13 protein-coding genes are annotated in these 16,475 nt (G+C 68.2%); 5 read left to right on the top strand and 8 right to left on the bottom strand.

The annotated features are described in order from the left end of the window. Entirely contained in the window at positions 1-3,858 is a 3,858-nt protein-coding gene (locus AB839_RS12750; RefSeq protein WP_061479652.1) for a YhdP family protein, read from the top strand. Between the two features lie 58 nt (positions 3,859-3,916). Continuing rightward, entirely contained in the window at positions 3,917-5,362 is a 1,446-nt protein-coding gene (gene tldD, locus AB839_RS12745; protein WP_061479651.1) for a metalloprotease TldD, read from the top strand. Between the two features lie 41 nt (positions 5,363-5,403). Here the strand turns inward: tldD and yjgA are convergent, their stop codons facing one another. After that, the gene (yjgA, locus tag AB839_RS12740; RefSeq protein WP_061479650.1) at positions 5,404-5,991 is read right to left on the bottom strand and encodes a ribosome biogenesis factor YjgA; all 588 of its coding nucleotides are present in this window, start codon (positions 5,989-5,991) and stop codon (positions 5,404-5,406) included. Positions 5,992-6,059: 68 nt separating this feature from the next. Between yjgA and pmbA the strand changes: the two genes are divergently transcribed. Both pmbA and AB839_RS12730 read left to right on the top strand, forming a co-directional pair. Further along, a complete protein-coding gene (gene pmbA / locus AB839_RS12735; RefSeq protein WP_061479649.1) occupies positions 6,060-7,427 on the top strand; it encodes a metalloprotease PmbA in 1,368 nt (455 codons plus the stop codon). Positions 7,428-7,514: 87 nt separating this feature from the next. Continuing rightward, complete coding sequence (locus AB839_RS12730; protein ID WP_061479648.1) at positions 7,515-7,886, top strand: DUF4870 domain-containing protein; 372 nt, start codon at positions 7,515-7,517, stop codon at positions 7,884-7,886. Between the two features lie 75 nt (positions 7,887-7,961). Here AB839_RS12730 and AB839_RS12725 read toward each other — a convergent pair whose 3' ends face one another. The 5 genes from AB839_RS12725 to AB839_RS12705 all read right to left on the bottom strand — a co-directional run bounded on the left by AB839_RS12725 (position 7,962) and on the right by AB839_RS12705 (position 13,208). After that, the gene (locus AB839_RS12725) at positions 7,962-8,840 is read right to left on the bottom strand and encodes a farnesyl diphosphate synthase (protein ID WP_061479647.1); all 879 of its coding nucleotides are present in this window, start codon (positions 8,838-8,840) and stop codon (positions 7,962-7,964) included. Next, a complete protein-coding gene (locus tag AB839_RS12720) occupies positions 8,830-9,090 on the bottom strand; it encodes an exodeoxyribonuclease VII small subunit (RefSeq protein WP_005410522.1) in 261 nt (86 codons plus the stop codon). Before AB839_RS12720 ends, AB839_RS12725 begins: the two co-directional genes overlap by 11 nt. Positions 9,091-9,126: 36 nt before the next feature. Continuing rightward, on the bottom strand, positions 9,127-10,413 hold the full coding sequence (tilS, locus tag AB839_RS12715; RefSeq protein WP_197467682.1) for a tRNA lysidine(34) synthetase TilS: 1,287 nt from the start codon (positions 10,411-10,413) through the stop codon (positions 9,127-9,129). A 546-nt stretch (positions 10,414-10,959) separates the two neighbouring features. Next, on the bottom strand, positions 10,960-11,505 hold the full coding sequence (locus AB839_RS12710) for a WG repeat-containing protein (RefSeq protein ID WP_061479646.1): 546 nt from the start codon (positions 11,503-11,505) through the stop codon (positions 10,960-10,962). Further along, complete coding sequence (locus tag AB839_RS12705) at positions 11,502-13,208, bottom strand: alkaline phosphatase (RefSeq protein WP_061479645.1); 1,707 nt, start codon at positions 13,206-13,208, stop codon at positions 11,502-11,504. The genes AB839_RS12710 and AB839_RS12705 overlap by 4 nt, the downstream gene beginning before the upstream one ends. Before the next feature lie 154 nt (positions 13,209-13,362). Between AB839_RS12705 and AB839_RS12700 the strand changes: the two genes are divergently transcribed. Beyond that, positions 13,363-14,697: a dicarboxylate/amino acid:cation symporter gene (locus AB839_RS12700; protein WP_061479644.1), complete on the top strand. Its 1,335-nt coding sequence runs from the start codon at positions 13,363-13,365 to the stop codon at positions 14,695-14,697. A 259-nt stretch (positions 14,698-14,956) separates the two neighbouring features. On the opposite strand, the gene AB839_RS12695 is transcribed toward AB839_RS12700, so the two are convergent. Beyond that, a complete protein-coding gene (locus AB839_RS12695; protein WP_241776782.1) occupies positions 14,957-15,664 on the bottom strand; it encodes a C40 family peptidase in 708 nt (235 codons plus the stop codon). A 197-nt stretch (positions 15,665-15,861) separates the two neighbouring features. After that, the gene (locus tag AB839_RS12690; protein ID WP_005418044.1) at positions 15,862-16,401 is read right to left on the bottom strand and encodes a C40 family peptidase; all 540 of its coding nucleotides are present in this window, start codon (positions 16,399-16,401) and stop codon (positions 15,862-15,864) included. Positions 16,402-16,475: the final 74 nt, after the last annotated feature.

Raw genomic sequence — 16,475 nt, 5'->3', positions numbered from 1 at the left:
ATGAGCGCGCCGCCGCGCCTGCGACTGCGAAGGATCCGCCGTCATTTCATTGCCGCCTGTGCGGTGGGCCTGGTCGGGCTTGCACTGCTGGTGGGCACCTTCAGCCAACTGCTGCCGCTGGCCGAGCGTCATTCCGACAGGATCGCCGCCTGGCTGAGCGAGCGGGCTGGCCAGCCGGTGCGTTTTGACCAGCTGCAGACGACCTGGACCCGTCGTGGCCCGCTGCTGCAGCTGAAGGGCCTGCGCATCGGTGCCGGGCAGGGCCTGGCGATCGGCGAGGCCGAGGTGCTGGTATCGATGTACAGCGGGCTGCTGCCCGGGCGCTCGCTGACCGAATTGCGCCTGCGTGGCCTGGCCCTGGACCTGCAGCAGGGCGAAGACGGACGCTGGTCGGTGCGCGGGTTGCCGCAATCCGACAACGGGGGGGATCCGCTGGATGCGTTGCGCCGGCTCGGCGAGCTGCAGGTGATCGGCGGCCGCCTGGGCGTGCACGCGCCGGGGATCGGCATCGACACCACGCTGCCGCGCATCGACCTGCGCATGCGGGTCAATGGTGATCGCCTGCGCGTGGGTGTACGCGCCTGGGCCGATGCGCAGGCGCTGCCGCTGACCGCGGTACTGGACGTGGACCGTGTGCGCGGCAACGGCCAGGCCTGGCTCGGCGCCGACCCGGTCGATTTCCATGCCTGGTCGCCCTTGCTGGCGGCCGGCGGCGTGCGCCTCCGCGAGGGCAAGGGCGAGCTGAACCTGTGGCTGACCCTGCGTGATTTCGCGCCGGTCGCGCTGACCACCGATTCGGACCTGCGGGACGTGCGCGTCGACGGTGCACCGATGCCCGGCGTGGCAGCGCCGCAGCTGCAGCTGCAGCGGCTGCAGGCCCGCCTGCGCTGGCAGCGCCAGGCCGATGGCTGGGCGTTGCAGGTGCCGCGCCTGCGCCTGAAGACCGAAGATGGCGAACAGCAGCTCGATGGCCTGCAGCTGCAGATCGGCAAGCAGCTGCGGGTGAACGCCGGTGCGGTGCAGGCCGGCACCGCGCTGCGAGGGCTGGCCCTGAGCAATCTCCTTGAACCGGGACTGCGGCGCTGGCTGTTCCTGTCCCGGCCGCAGCTGGAGGTGCGCCGATTGCAGTTGGCCGGCGAGCGTGATGGCCCGTTGCGGGCACAGGGCGAACTGCAGTCGCTGGGCTTTGCCAGCGTCGGCAATTCTCCGGGCCTGCGCGGCCTCGGGGGGCGTTTCGAAGGCGATGCTGATGGCTTCAGCCTGCAGCTGCAGCCGCAACGGCAGCTGCAGTTCGATTGGCCGACCGGCTTTGGCGTGCGGCATGACCTGCATCTGGCCGGACAGATCGTGGGCTGGCGCGACGAGGGCGGCGGTTGGCGGATCGGAACGCCGGCGATGCGCGTGGAGGGCACCGACTACGCGGCCGACGTGCGCGGCGGCGTCTGGTTCCAGGGCGACGGCACGCGGCCGTGGCTGCAGTTGGCCGCCAAGCTGGACGACGTGCCGATGACGGCGGCCAAGCGCTTCTGGATCCATTCCAAGATGAGCAAGGGCGCCACCGACTGGCTGGACATGGCGCTGGCCGGCGGCCAGGTGCGTGGCGGTGTCGGCCTGGTCACCGGTGACCTGGACGACTGGCCGTTCGACAACAACGATGGCCGCTTCGAGGCCACCGGCCACATCAGCAATGGCGACATCCGCTTCCAGCACGATTGGCCGCTGATGCGCCAGGTCGATGCCGATATCGCCTTCATCGGCCCCGGCTTCGAGATGCGTGGACGTGGCGACCTGGCGGGCGTGGCGGTGCAGAAGTTCGAAGCCGGCATTCCGGACTTCGGCCATCAGCCGCTGTACGTGCGCGCCGACGCGCCGAGCGAGGCCGGCAAGCTGCTGGCGATGCTGCGCCAGAGCCCGTTGCACAAGGACTATGGCGATACCCTGGACAACCTGGTCGCCAGTGGTCCGGCGCATGTGACTTTCGATCTGCTGCAGCCGCTGCACCACGATGAAGGCGGTGGTCATCTGCAGGGGACGGTCGACCTGACCGGCGTGAAGCTGGTCGACAAGCGCTTCCAGCTGGCCTTCGACAACATGCGAGGGCAGGCGCGCTACAGCAATGGCGGCTTCGGCGCCGAGGAACTGGCGGTGCGCCACCTCGGCCAGGATGGCCGCCTGAGCCTGCGCGCCGGTGGCTACGTGCACGACAGCACGCGGGCCTTCGAATCGAAGCTGACGGCGCATCTTGATGCGGGCGTACTGATTGACCGCGCACCGGAAATGACCTGGCTCAAGCCCTACATCACCGGCACTTCAGCGTGGACCATCGCGGTCAACCTGCCCAAGGTGGCTCCGGGGGCGCCCGCGCCGCCGAGTGAACTGCGGTTGAGTTCGGACCTGGTCGGCACGCGGCTGGACCTGCCGGCACCACTGGACAAGCCGGCCGCCGAAGCGCTGGCGACCACGGTGGCCGCGCAGTTGCCGATGGGTGCCGGCCGCATCGATGTGGCCTTCGGCCAGCGCCTGGCCCTGGCCGCACGCAGCCACAACAACCAGACCGGCGTGCAGGTCACGCTGGGCAGTGATCATGTTGATCGTGAGCCGCCGCCGAGCGGGCTGACGGTCAATGGCCGCAGCGCGACGCTGGATGCGCTGGAGTGGATCGGCCTGGCGCGGGGCGGCGGTGACGACGATGCGATGCCGCTGCGAGCGGTGGACGTCCAGGTCGGCCAGTTGAAGCTGATCGGCGGTGTGTTCGAGCAGACCCGGCTGCAGCTGCACCCGGGTCCACAGGCACTGGATGTGCGGTTGGACGGCCCGTCGCTGGCCGGGCGCCTGACCGTCCCCAATGCGGACGGCGGCACGATCAGTGGCCAGCTTGACCGCGTGCACTGGCAGTCACTGCCGGCGGCACCGGGTGCGCCGGTTGCACCGGCGCGGGTACAGGCCGGTGCCAACGACATGGACCCGGCCAAGCTGCCGCCGTTCGCGCTGGACATTGCCGACCTGAAGTTCGGCAAGGTGGTGCTGGGCCAGGCGGTGCTGCGCACGCGGCCGCTGGCCAACGGCCTGAACGTGGATGAGCTGCGTTTCCGTGCGCCGGACCAGGAGATCGACATCAGCGGTCGCTGGCTGGGCCGGACCGGCGGTGCCCGAACCGAGTTGACCGCACAGGTGCGCAGTGAGGATCTGGGTGGGTTGATGCAGAATCTTGACTACGGCGGCCAGTTGCGCGGCGGTTCCGGCCAGGCGCAGTTGCAGGCCTCGTGGAGCGGAGGCCCGTCGGACTTCCAGCTGGGCAATCTGCAGGGCAGCCTCGACCTGCACGCGCGCAATGGCCAGCTGCTGGAGCTGGAGCCAGGCGCCGGCCGCGTGCTGGGCCTGCTCAGCGTCGCGCAGCTGCCGCGGCGCCTGATGTTCGACTTCCGCGACTTCTTCTCCAAGGGCTTCGCGTTCAACCAGATCGACGGCAGCATGCAGTTCGGCCAGGGCATGGCGCGCACCGACAAGGTGCTGATCGAAGGCCCGGCGGCCAACATCACCATCCGTGGCCAGGCCGACCTGCGCAACCAGCGGTTCGACCAGACCATCGACGTCAACCCGCGCGCGGGCAACCTGCTGACCGTGGTCGGTGCGGTGGCCGGCGGCCCGGTGGGTGCCGCGCTGGGCGCGGCCACCAATGCGGTATTGTCCAAGCCGCTGGGCGAGATTGGCGCCCGAACCTACAAGGTGACCGGTCCATGGAAGGAACCGAAGGTGGAAGTGATCGAGCGCAGCCGCGACAAGACCCCATCACCGCCCGTGCCGGCGTCTGCACCGGCCATTCCGCCGACCGTCACCGACCTGCCGCGCTCGCGCTGAGCGCGGTTCCCTGTTCACGGGGCTTGCCTGAGCGCCCCTGCACCCCCAGATCGAGACCATGACTGATATCGCCCTGACGCTTGCCCAAGACCGCCTGCTACGCCCCGGCGGCCTGGATACCGCTGGCCTGGAGCGCACCTTCGGCCAGTTGCTCGGCCCCGGTGTCGACTTCGGCGACCTTTATTTCCAGCACGCCCGCCGCGAGAGCTGGAGCGTGGAAGACGGCATCGTCAAGGACGGTGCCCATTCCATCGAGCAGGGCGTGGGTGTACGTGCGATTTCCGGCGAGAAGACCGGATTTGCGTACTCCGATGACATCCACGCCGACGCGCTGCTGGCGGCTGCGCAGTCGGCGCGCGCGATCTCGCGTGAGGGCGGTGCGCAGTCCGGGCGATCGCTGCTGCGCGGCAATGCGCGCGCACTGTACCCGGCGCTGGACCCGATCGATGGTATCGGCAACGAAGCCAAGGTCGAGGTGCTCAAGCGCCTGGATGGTTACCTGCGTGCCGCCGACCCGCGCGTGAAGCAGGTGATGGTGAGCCTGTCCGGCGGCGTCGATACGGTGCTGATCGCCCGCAGCGACGGTGTGCTGGCGGCCGATGTGCGTCCGCTGGTACGCCTGAATGTACAGGTGATCGTCGAGCACAACGGCCGCCGCGAGACTGGCTATGCCGGTGGCGGTGGCCGTTATGGCTACGAAGACCTGTTTGCCAGCGGCCGCCCCGAAGCCCTTGCCCAGGAAGCGCTGCGCCAGGCGCTGGTGAACCTGGAAGCGGTGCCGGCGCCGGCCGGCATGATGCCGGTGGTGCTCGGCCCGGGTTGGCCGGGCGTGCTGCTGCACGAAGCGGTCGGCCACGGCCTGGAAGGCGACTTCAACCGCAAGGGCACCAGCGTCTACGCCGGCCGCATCGGCGAGCGTGTGGCGGCACCGGGGGTGACCATCGTCGACGACGGCACCCTCGACGGCCGCCGCGGTTCGTTGAACATCGACGACGAAGGCCACCCCAGCCAGTGCACCACGCTGATCGAGGATGGCATCCTGGTCGGCTACATGCAGGACAGTCTCAATGCGCGGCTGATGGGCATGGCGCCGACCGGCAACGGGCGCCGTGAATCGTTCGCGCACCTGACCATGCCGCGCATGACCAACACCTACATGCGCGCCGGCGAGCACGACCCGCAGGAGATGATCCGTTCGGTGAAGAAGGGCCTGTACGCGGTCAACTTCGGCGGTGGCCAGGTCGACATCACCAGTGGCAAGTACGTGTTCTCGGCCACCGAGGCCTACCTGATCGAGGACGGCCGCATCACCACGCCGGTGAAGGGCGCGACCCTGATCGGCAACGGCCCGGAAACCATGCAGAAGGTGCGCATGGTCGGCAATGACCTGGCCCTGGACGAGGGCGTGGGCATCTGCGGCAAGGACGGGCAGAGTGTGCCCGTGGGTGTCGGCCAGCCCTCGCTGTTGATCGAGGGCATCACCGTCGGCGGTACCCAGGCCTGAGCGTGGCGATGGCCACAGCAACCGCCCGGGCCGACGGGGACTCAGTCCTCGTCGGCCTCGCCGGTCCCGATGTGGTCGGCGTCTCCGGCGCCGGCCTTCAGGCCCAGCGCGGCTGGCAGCATCAGGCCGCGCAGCACCTGGAAGATCTCGCGGTAAGCGCGCGGCGGCTTGTTCCTGGCCTTCTCGGCCTGCGCGTTGCGTACCAGCGTGCGCAGCTGCTGGCGGTCGGCCTGCGGATAGTCATCGAGCAGAGCGGCCAGCGCCTTGTCACCCTCGGCCAGCAGGCGGTCGCGCCAGTCTTCCACGCGGTGCATCATCGCCACTTCGCGGCGGCCGGTTTCGCTGTTGGCGTCGAGCGCATCGCGGATCGCATCCAGCGTGGCCTCTTCTTCGCGGCGCATGTGCTTGGCCAGGAACGCCAGTTGGCGCTTGTGGGCGATGTGGGCGGTGATGCGCTTGCACTCGGCGATGTGCGGCAGCAGGTCTTCCGGAATCGGCAGGCGCGCCAGCTGGGCCGGGGTCAGCGACACCAGCTTCTCACCCAGGGCCAGCACGTCGAGTGCATCGCGCCGGTTCTGGCTGCGGCTCTTGTCGTGGAATTCACCGGTTTCTTCGTCGCGTCCGCGCATCGTCCCTACCTGATTTCAAAAAAAGTCGCCCGGCGTGATGCCGGGCCCAACCCGTACAGGATAAAGCATTGAACGTGATCGCCCCTGAAGTGGCCGTCGGCGACGACAGCCTGGCCCGGCTGGAACGGCTGGCCGACCTCTCCCAGCAGCTGCTCGACCGCGCCCGCGCGCTGGGCGCCAGCCAGGCCGAGGTCAGCTGCAGCGAGGACCGCGGCCTGGAGGTCAATGTCCGCCTCGGCGAGGTCGAGACCGTGCAGTCCACCCGTGACCGTGGCATCGCCGTGACCGTCTATTTCGGGCAGCGCAAGGGCAGTGCCAGCACTGGCGACCTGAACGAGGCCAGCCTGGCCGCTACGGTCGAGCAGGCCTGCGCGATCGCACGGCATACCGAGGATGACCCGGCCGCCGGCCTGGCCGAGGCCGCACTGATGGCCACCGACTTCCCGGACCTGGATGGCTGGCACCCGTGGGCGCTGCAGGCCGATGAGGCGGTGGACCTGGCCCTGGCCTGCGAGGCGGCTGGCCGCGAGGCCGATGCGCAGATCCGCAATTCCGATGGCGCTTCCGTGTCGAGCATGCAGAGCCTGTCGGTGTACGCCAATTCGCACGGCTTCTTCGGCCGTGAGCGCGGCACCCACCATTCGATCGGTTGCGCGCTGATCGCCGGGCAGGGCGACGGCATGCAGCGCGATGGCTGGTACACCAGCGCGCTGGCGCAGGGGGACCTGGAAGACGTGGGCCTGGTCGGCCGTCGCGCCGCCGAGCGCACCATCGCCCGCCTGCAGCCGCGTTCGTTGGCCACTGGCAGCATGCCGGTGCTGTTCGCCCCAGAAGTGGCGCGCAGCCTGGTCGGCCACCTGCTGTCGGCAGTGTCCGGCGGCGCGCTGTACCGCCAGGCCAGTTTCCTGCTGGACAGCGTCGGCCAGCGCCTGTTCCCGGAGTGGATGCAGATCGACGAACTGCCGCACCTGCGCCGCGGCCTGCGCTCGGCCGCCTTCGACGGCGACGGCGTGGCCACCCGTGCTTCGGCGCTGGTCCGTGACGGCGTGCTGCAGCGCTATGTGCTGGGCAGCTATTCGGCGCGCAAGCTGGGCCTGCAGACCACCGCCAATGCTGGCGGCGTGCACAACCTGCAGCTGGCGGCCAATGCCGGCTCGCTCGAAGAGATCGCCCGGCAGATGGGTGACGGCCTGCTGGTGACCGAGCTGATGGGGCAGGGGGTGAACGGGGTGACCGGCGACTATTCGCGCGGCGCCGGCGGCTTCCGTGTCGAGAATGGCGAGATCCAGTACCCGGTGGACGGCGTCACCATCGCCGGCAACCTGCGCGAGATGTTCAGCAGCATCGAGGCGGTCGGCAGCGACGTCGACCCGCGCTCGCACATCCGGACCGGCTCGATCCTGCTGGGGCGGATGACCATTGCCGGTAATGATTGATGGCATCGATGGCGTAAGCTATGCCCGCCTGACGCATCCAGCTTGGTGCTGGTGGGTCAAGACCACCCAATGAAAAGGAGTTTTGTCGTGAGTGAATTCGATAACGTCCCGCCGCCGCCGGCAACCACCAATGCCCCGGCCGACCAGCGCACGATGGCGCTGGCCGCGCACCTGCTGGGCATCTTCACCGGTTTCATCGGTGCCCTGATCATCTGGCTGATCAACAAAGATGATGCGGGCAAGGGCTTCGTGACCGATCAGTCCAAGGAAGCACTTAACTTCCAGATTACCGTTGCCATCGCCGTGCTGGTCTGCGTAGTCCTCAGCTTCGTCGTCATCGGCGCCATCCTGATGCCGATCGTGTACGTGGCCAACCTTGTTCTGTGCATCATCGCCGCTGTGAAGGCCAACAACGGCGAAGCCTACCGCTACCCGTTCGCGCTGCGCCTGGTCAAGTAATACCGTCTGCATGCGCAAACAGGAACGCCCGGCATTGCCGGGCGTTCCTGTTTGGCGCCAACGTCACGCCAGCGATCAGTGATCGCGTTCCACCGCCAGCGTTGCCAGCGCGCGCAGCGCATCGGCTTCTTCGCCATAGTCGGCCAGCGTGGCCTGCATGCGTGCGGCCAGTTCGCGCAGCTGCGCCTTCGCACCGTCCATGCCGAGCAGCGCGGGGAAGGTGCTCTTGTCCTGCGCCTGGTCCTTGCCGGCGGTCTTGCCCAGCTGTTCGGAACTGGCTTCGACATCGAGGATGTCATCGCGGACCTGGAAGGCCAGGCCGAGCGCGTCGGCGAAGCCGTCCAGCTGGGCCAGCTGTGGTTCGTGGGCCTGGCCGCACAGCGCCCCCATACGCACCGCTGCGCGGATCAGCGCGCCGGTTTTCAGCGCATGCATGCGGGTCAGCGCCGCCAGCGTCTGCTGCTGGCCGGTGGCATCGATGTCCAGCGCCTGGCCGCCGCACATGCCGGAGGCACCGGAGGCGTGGGCCAGGGTCTGCAGGCAGGCCACGCGCAGCGTGGCCGGCAGCGGCGCATCGGCCAGCAGACCGAAGGCGCGGGTCTGCAGGGCGTCGCCGGCCAGGATCGCGGTGGCTTCGTCGAAGGCGATGTGGGTGGTCGGCTTGCCGCGTCGCAGCGCGTCATCGTCCATCGCCGGCAGGTCGTCGTGCACCAGCGAATAGGCGTGGATGAGCTCGACGGCCATCGCCGCTGCGTCAAGGTGTTCAGGCTGCGCGCCAAACAGATGGCCACTGGCGTACACAAGCAGCGGTCGCATGCGTTTGCCACCGCCCAGCACCGAATAGCGCATGGCCTGGTGCAGGCGCTGCGGTGCTTCGGCGGGCGAGGGCAGGGCGGCGTCGAGCTGGCTTTCGATACGGTCGCGCCAGCGCGCGAACAGAACCTCAGCCGTCATGGCTGGGCGGATCGAAAGGCTCGGATGCTTCCGGCTGCGCCGGATCGCTGAGCAGGCGCACGCGCAGTTCGGCCTGTTCCAGCGCCTGTTGGCACTGGCGGTACAGACCGACGCCGCGTTCGTAAGCACTGAGCGAGGCTTCCAGGCTCAGCTCGCCGGTTTCCATCTGCTCCACCAGCTGTTCCAGCGATTCGAGCGACTGCTCGAACTGGGCGACCGGGGAGGCGTTTTCGGGGGACTTCTTGGCCATGCGACAAGTGTGGACGGGCTGCGCGCGGGGGTCAATTCACCAGCCGCCGGGACGCCACTGCAGCTGAGCATCCTGGGCCTGCAACCAGGCTTGCAGAGGGGCCGCAATGACCACGTCGGCGGCAGCGAGCAACTGTGGCCCATCGAAGATCAGCGGCAGCTGGGCGCGCCGCCAGGGGGCCAGGTGCTCGCGTTGCAGGCAGTCCTTCAGTGCATGCGAATGCGGGCGACCGGGCAGCACGATGCGCTCGCCGCCCACGCGCGCACGGACCTGAAGGGTGCGTTCGAAGGCCACGGCGCCCTGCAGGCACAGTTGGCCACCATCGGGCAGCGGCAGGGGGGCACGCCCATCCCATTCGGCCTGCCACCCGCAGGGCAGCGATGGCAGCTGCGCGGGTAGCAGATAGGCGTGATCGCGCCATTGCTGGATGGCATGCTCGTGCCAGCGCACCCGCGCCTGGCGATCGTTGCCGGCCGGCAGCAGTTCGTGCAGACCCTGCTGCAGTACCGTGGCCGGCAGTGGGGCGGCACCGTGGCCGATCACCCAGGCGCGCAGCACGCGCGCGGCACGCCCCGGTGACACCTGGCGCAGCAGTTGCAGCGAAAGCACGCGTGGTGCCACTTCCAGGTGGGCGATCAGCTCGGCGTCTTCCTCGTCCAGCAGAGCACGGGTCTGTCCGCAGTGCATTGCGCTGCCCGCCAATGCCGCAGCCGCATGCGGCCAGCGCTGGCGCAGCAACGGCAGCACCTGCAGGCGCAGGAAGTTGCGATCGGCGTGGTCGTGGCCATTGCTGGGGTCTTCGATCCAGCGCAGCGCGTGCTGGCGCGCGTAGTCGAGCAGCGCGTTGCGCGTTGCCGGCAGCAGGGGGCGCCATAACGGATGCCCGCCAATGTGGCTGTGTGCGGACATCGCCGCCAGGCCGTCAATACCGGAACCGCGCAGGGCACGCAGCAGGAAGGTCTCGGCCTGATCGTCCTGGTGCTGCGCCAGTGCCAGCGTTTCGCCGTCGCGCAGTTCGGCCGCGAAGGCGGCGCGTCGCGCCTGCCGCGCCGCGCCTTCAAGGCCGAGGCCCGCGCGATTGTCGATCTGCACGCGATGCACGGCCAGTTCAATGCCCAGTGCCGCGCAGTGCTGCTGGCAATGCAGCACCCAGCCGTCCGCATCGGCCTGCAGGCCATGGTGCACATGCACCGCACGCAGTGCCGTGCCGGAGGCCTGTGCGCAGCGCCACAGCCAGTGCAGCAGCACGGTCGAGTCGACACCACCGCTGTAGCCCACCAGCAGCGGCGCATCGAGCGGAACGAGGGCAGGGAAGGCAGTCACGCCGGCAAGTATAGGGTGGGGTTTACTTGGCAGGGCTGCGCCCTGCACCTGCAGAGGCCACGGCCGCTGCAAGAGCCGAAGCAACAGCCGAAGCTGGTTTCCTGAGGATTGGCGGGGTGGGCCCGGTTGCGGGGGGCGCTGCAAGTACGTCCATGTAAGCTCGGTCGCCGCATCCATGCGGCTCACGCCCCCGCAACCGGACCCACCCCGCCTTCGACAGATTCCTGCGAACTGTCGGAATTGCTCTTGGGGTCAGATCCGTTTTCCTGCGGAAAACGGATCTGACCCCTATTTATTTCGATATCTGACAGATTTCATCCACGCGTGGCGTGGATCTACTGGCCACCGGAAAACTGTCGAAGGCGGGGCACTGTGGGTTTGCGGGGTGTGAGCCGCATGGATGCGGCGACCAAGGCTACATGGACGTACTTGCGCCGTCCCCGCACACCCACGGTGCCCCGCCATCCCACGGAATGCACGCTGTTGCTGTTGCTTCGGCCGTTGCCGTTGCATCTGCAGGTGCAGGGCGCAGCCCTGCAGAAAAACCTACTTCACCCGGCGGCCCGAGCGGTCGATGCGGAACCGCTCTCCGCCTTCCATCGGCCTGTGGCCATCGGCATCCGGCGTGCCGCAGCGGCAGCCGTTGCAGACCTCGGCCACGCCATCCTGGAATGGCCAGGCGAAATCGAAGGTGCCGGGCACCACCTGGCGGAACTTCAGGTCGAAGTAGCCGACGCGGCTGCCGACGCGGCCGCGCAGCAGGCCTTCCTGCGGCGTTTCCGGGCCGTTGTCCCAGGTCAGCACCGGCAGGCTGCGGCCCGCGCGGTCGACGTAGTGGAAGCCCTGCTCGGCATACACCACGGCCAGGCCGTGGTCGTCGTAGTTCAGGTCCTTCAGCGTATCGGCGCTGATCTTCAGCCGGTGATCGACCACCTCGCAGTTGGGGAGCGGCCACAACCCGTGTTCGTCGGTCAGCAGCTTGCATGCCGGTGCCTGTGCCTGTGCATTGGCACTGACCAGCACGCCAAGCATTGCCAGCGACCGCGCAAAGCGGCCGCTGGCAGGGGCAGGGCGGGCCCGCCGCGCGATCACTTGGCCTCGGCCTTGCGTTCGAAGGCCGTCGGTGCCGGCAACTGCACCGGCACGCCCTTGTCATCGCAGGTGCCGGCCTGGCACAGGCGCTCGCGCAGGGCCGGGGTGGCCTGCACGATCATGTGGTAGATCGCGTTCTGTTCCAGCGTGCCGCGGATCGCCTTGCTGCCCGGGCCACGTGCCCAGATGCCGACGTCCTCACCACCATGCGATTCGGACTTCATCGGCACCAGCGCTTCCTGCATGTAGTCCGGATGCTCGGTGTCGACCTCGCGCAGGTTCGGGCGACCGTTGGCCGGTTCGAAGCTGCTCGGGTTGTGCGGGTAACGCTTCGGCCCGGCCGGCTGCTGGTTGCTGCTGCCGGTGTGGCCTGGGCCGTTGGCGTAGCTCAGCGTGGTGTACGGCTGGCCGGTGCCGTCCAGGGCGTAGTCCAGCTTGCCGGCGCCGTCTTCGCCGCCCTTGTCCTTCACCTTGCCCAGGATCGGGTTGCCGCGTGCCGGGTAGCCGACGAAGTTCAGCGTGTGCGAGTGGTCGGCGGTGACGATGATCAGGGTGTCGTCGGCCGAGGTCAGCTCGTTGGCCACGCGCACCGCATCGGACAGTGCCACGGTCTCGGTCAGTGCACGGTAGGCATTGCCGCTGTGATTGGCGTGGTCGATGCGCGCGCCTTCGATCATCAGTACGTAGCCTTCCGGGTGCCTTGAAAGGTTCTTGATCGCCGCTGCGGTCAGTTCGGCCAGGCTCGGCTCACCGCCCGGATCCTGCGGGCGCTCGTACTCGTAGCGCATGTGGTCCGGCTCGAACAGACCAAGGATGGCCGGCGCATTTGCGGCCGCGGCCAGCTGCTTGCTGTTCCAGACATAGGCACCCTGCGGATGCGCCTGCTGCCATTCCTGGACCAGGCTGCGGCCGTCCAGGCGCTGGCCGACCTTGTCGTCGTATTCCGGGTCGCGCTCTTCCACGGTGGTGAACTCACCACGGCCGCCACCAAGGGCGACAAGCGGGCCGCGCCCATAGCGCGAGGTCGACAGCAGCTGCTGGGCGATGTCCTTGCAGCCGGCCGCCTTGGCTGCTTCAGTCAGGTCGGTGTCGTTTTCCCAGTTGCGCTCGGGCGAGTGCGCGTAGGTGGCAGCCGGGGTGGCGTGGGTCAGGCGAGCTGTGGAGACCACGCCGGTGGCGAGGCCGGCGCTGTCGGCCAGCTGCAGCCAGGTCAGCAGGCCCTTGGACAGGCTGTCGGCACAGTCGGTGCGGCTTCCGGCACTGACGCCGATCGCGCCCATGTGGGTCTTCACGCCGGTGGTGATGGCGGTCATGGTGCCGGCCGAATCAGGCGTCTGCGAATCGGTGTTGTAGGTCTTGCTGAACGCCGTGGCCGGGAAGCGTTCCCAGGACAGCAGGTTCTCCTCGCCGGAGCCGCCCTTGCGCTGGCCCTCGTAGATGCGCGAGGCGGCCACGGTGGTCAGGCTCATGCCGTCACCGAGGAACAGGATGACGTTCTTCGCCTTGCCGGACATCGCACCATTGGCCGCAGCCTGGGCGGCACCGCTGCGGTACCACCACTGCGGGGTCTCGCCGGCCGGATGGGCGACGGGATCGACGGCGACCTTCAGGCCGGCCGGGGCGGACGCGGGGGCAGTGCTGGCGCAGGCGCCCAGCAGAAGGGTGGTGGCGCAGGCGGCCAACAGGGAGACGGAACGACGCATGGACGCTGGGATCTCACAAACTGTAACGGGACATTCATTATGCCCGCCCCAGCAAGGCACGCCGATGACACACTGATTTGCCGGCCGGGCGGTCGTTCTGCGGGCTGCCTTGGGCTATCGTGCCAGCATCCCTTCCTTCCCCTCTGGATTGCCTATGAAGCTGGTCTCTGCCTGGCTGCGGATTCCGTTCTGGCAGCGCGTGGTCGGTGGCTTCGTGCTCGGCGCGCTGGCCGGCTGGGCGCTCGGCCCGGCCGCGGAAACGTGGTTCGGCCCGCTCGGTGAGCTGTACGTCACCCTGATCAAGATGATCGCCGTGCCGCTGGTGTTCTTCGCGGTCATCAACGCGATCTCGTCGCTGCACGGGCAGAAGTCCGTGGCCGCGCTCAGTGGGCGCACCTTCCTGTGGTTCGTGATCACCGCCGCGCTGGCAGTGTGTGTCGGCCTGGCCGTGGGTACGGTGCTGCAGCCCGGCGCGGGTGGCCTGCAGTTGTCCATGGCCAGCAACTACGTGCCGCGCGAAGTGCCCAGCGTGGTGCAGGTGCTGCTGGACGTGGTGCCTGCCAATGTCTTCTATGCGCTGTCCGGCATCGGCACCAAGGTCAACGCGGCCGGTGAGACCGTGCTGGCCGCGGGTCGCGGCTCGATCCTGCCGGTGATCTTCTTCGCCGGCCTGGTTGGCTTTGCCATCGTCAAGCTGGGCGAGAAGGTGACCGAGGCGCGCAAGCTGGTCGGCCAGATGAGCGACATCATGATCCAGGTGACCCGCTTCGTGCTGGAAGTCACCCCGATCGGCACCTTCGGCCTGATCGCGGGCCTGGTCGGCAGCTATGGGTTCGAGAAGCTGCTGCCGCTGGGCCATTTCGTGCTGGCGTTGTACGTGGCCTGTGCGCTGCACATCGTGGTGGTCTACAGCGCGCTGCTGCTGGCGCACGGCCTGAACCCGCTGAAGTTCTTCCGTGGCGCCGCACCGGGCATGCAGGTTGCGTTCGTCAGCTCGTCCAGCTTCGCTGCGATGCCGGTGGCGCTGCGTTCGATCACCCACAACCTGGGCGTGAACAAGGACTACGGTTCGTTCGCGGTGCCGCTGGGCGCCAGCATCAAGATGGACGGCTGCGGCGCGATCTATCCGGCGCTGTGCGCGGTGTTCATTTCGCAGTACAGCGGCGTGCCGCTGACCCCGGAGCAGTACGTGGTGGTGCTGATCGCCTCGGTGCTGGGCAGCTTTGGCACCGCCGGCGTGCCGGGTACTGCGGTGATCATGGCCACGGTGGTGCTGAGCGCGGCGAACCTGCCGCTGGAGACCATCGGTTACCTGTATGCCATCGACCGCATCCTGGACATGATGCGCACGATGACGAATGTGACCGGCCAGATGCTGGTGCCGGTGCTCGTGGCCAAGGAAACCGGGCTGCTCGACCAGGCGGTGTATGACAATCCGTCCAGCAATGTGGGCGTGGACGATCCAGACCCGACTCCGCCACGCGGCTGAGGTTGCGTGGAGATGTAAAAGGCCCGCCCTGACCCGGCGGGCCTTTTGTTTGGGAGCTGGTTGGCGCGGTGGCGGCCAAGGCGGGTCCCGGTAGATCCACGCCATGCGTGGATGGAGGCAGTGCCGACCAACGGTCGGCACCCACCAGGGCAGGCGGCGCGATGCCGACCAAGGTCGGCACCTACCGGGGGCGCAAACAAAAAAGCCGCTGCGGGGCAGCGGCTTTTTGTATTTCAGGCGGCGCCGTAGCGCCAGCGGGTCAGAGGTCGACCCGGCGGGCCTGCATGAACTTGTTGCCCCAGTAGCCACTGAGCAGGGTGTCCACGCGCACGTCCTTGCCCGAACTCGGTGCGTGCAGGAAGCGGCCGTCGCCCACGTAGATGCCGACGTGGTCGACGCGGCCCTTGCGGCCGAAGAACACCAGGTCACCGGCAGCCAGCGCGGTGCGGTCGTTGATCAGTTCGGCGTTGTCATCGTGGGCCATCTCGCGCGAGACGCGCGGCAGCTCGATGCCCAGGGCCGAACGGAACACATAACCGACCAGGCCGCTGCAGTCGAAACCGCTGTCCGGGTTGCTGCCACCCCAACGGTACGGGGTGCCCAGCAGGGTCATCGCGCGGCGCAGCAGCGACTGCACCTTGCCGTTGTCGGCGGCGGTACCGACAACGCTGCCATTGGCGGCGCTGCTGGTGTCGTAGTTTGCGAGCAGGCGGCTGAGGTCGCCGGCCACCACGGCCGAGCGGTCCATCAGCGGAATGGTGTCGTTGGCGGCCAGGTGCGGCAGCAGGGCGGCCAGCGTGGCGCTGGCGGCGGCATCGACGCGGCTGCGCTGCGGAGCGGCAGCCTCGGCCTTGGCGGCCGGTCGGGCGACGCTTTCGGCCACCGGGGCCGGGGGCACATCGGAACGGTTCGGAGCAGTCTGCGACCAGGCCGGAAGGCTGGTCAGGCACAGTGCCAGGCCAAGCAACAACGGGCGGGCACTGCGTGAAGATACGGAAGTCTGGCCTTCGCTTTTCAGGTCGTCAGTCGTCACGCGTCGGTCACAGGAAAAAAACGATGGGGCATCATGCCCTGTAAAAGCGCCGATAAGTTAAAAATTCCGTTAGTAAAACGTTATTGCAGCTGTGATTTGCGTCACAGTTTTGAACATATCGCCTGTTCATTTTAGCGAAGGACGCGTTTCGCCCCTGTGTAGTGGTCTTTCCAGTAGGGGCCGCTGAGCGAGTCGAGGCGTACCGTCCCGCCGGTACTCGGCGCGTGCACGAAACGCCCCTCACCTACATAGATGCCGACATGGGTGACGCTGCCTCGGCTGCCAAAGAACACCAGATCGCCGGTGGCCAGGCGCTGCGGATCGATCTTCGGGCCCTGTACCGCGGCCAGGTCGCGCGAGGTGCGCGGCAGTCGCAGGTCCAGCATCTCGCGATAGACATAGGCGACCAGGCCGCTGCAGTCGAAGCCCGAATCCGGGGTGTTGCCGCCATAGCGGTACGGCGTGCCGACCAGGCTGATGGCCCGCATCAGCACCGAGTTGGCGGCCTCGGGGTTGTCCGGCACGGTCTTCGGCCAGTTCGCCGTCGGCGGGGGCGGCGCCGGGCGGGTGGCCTTGCCGCCGCCACAGGCGGTCATCAACACGGGCAGGGCCAGCAGCAGGGCCGGGGCGAGAAACCGGCGCGGGCCGGACGAAACTGGCGTGATGTGCATGATCTCCGGATAATGCGCCACCTTGGATTGGCCGTCATGATGGCGGCGTCCCCGCCGGGCGACAACCCGCCCCA

Source organism: Stenotrophomonas sp. DDT-1 (assembly GCF_001580555.1).
Lineage (GTDB): Bacteria > Pseudomonadota > Gammaproteobacteria > Xanthomonadales > Xanthomonadaceae > Stenotrophomonas > Stenotrophomonas sepilia.
The sequence above is the reverse complement of the archived record's forward strand: the minus strand, read 5'-3'. Positions and strand labels throughout refer to the sequence as shown.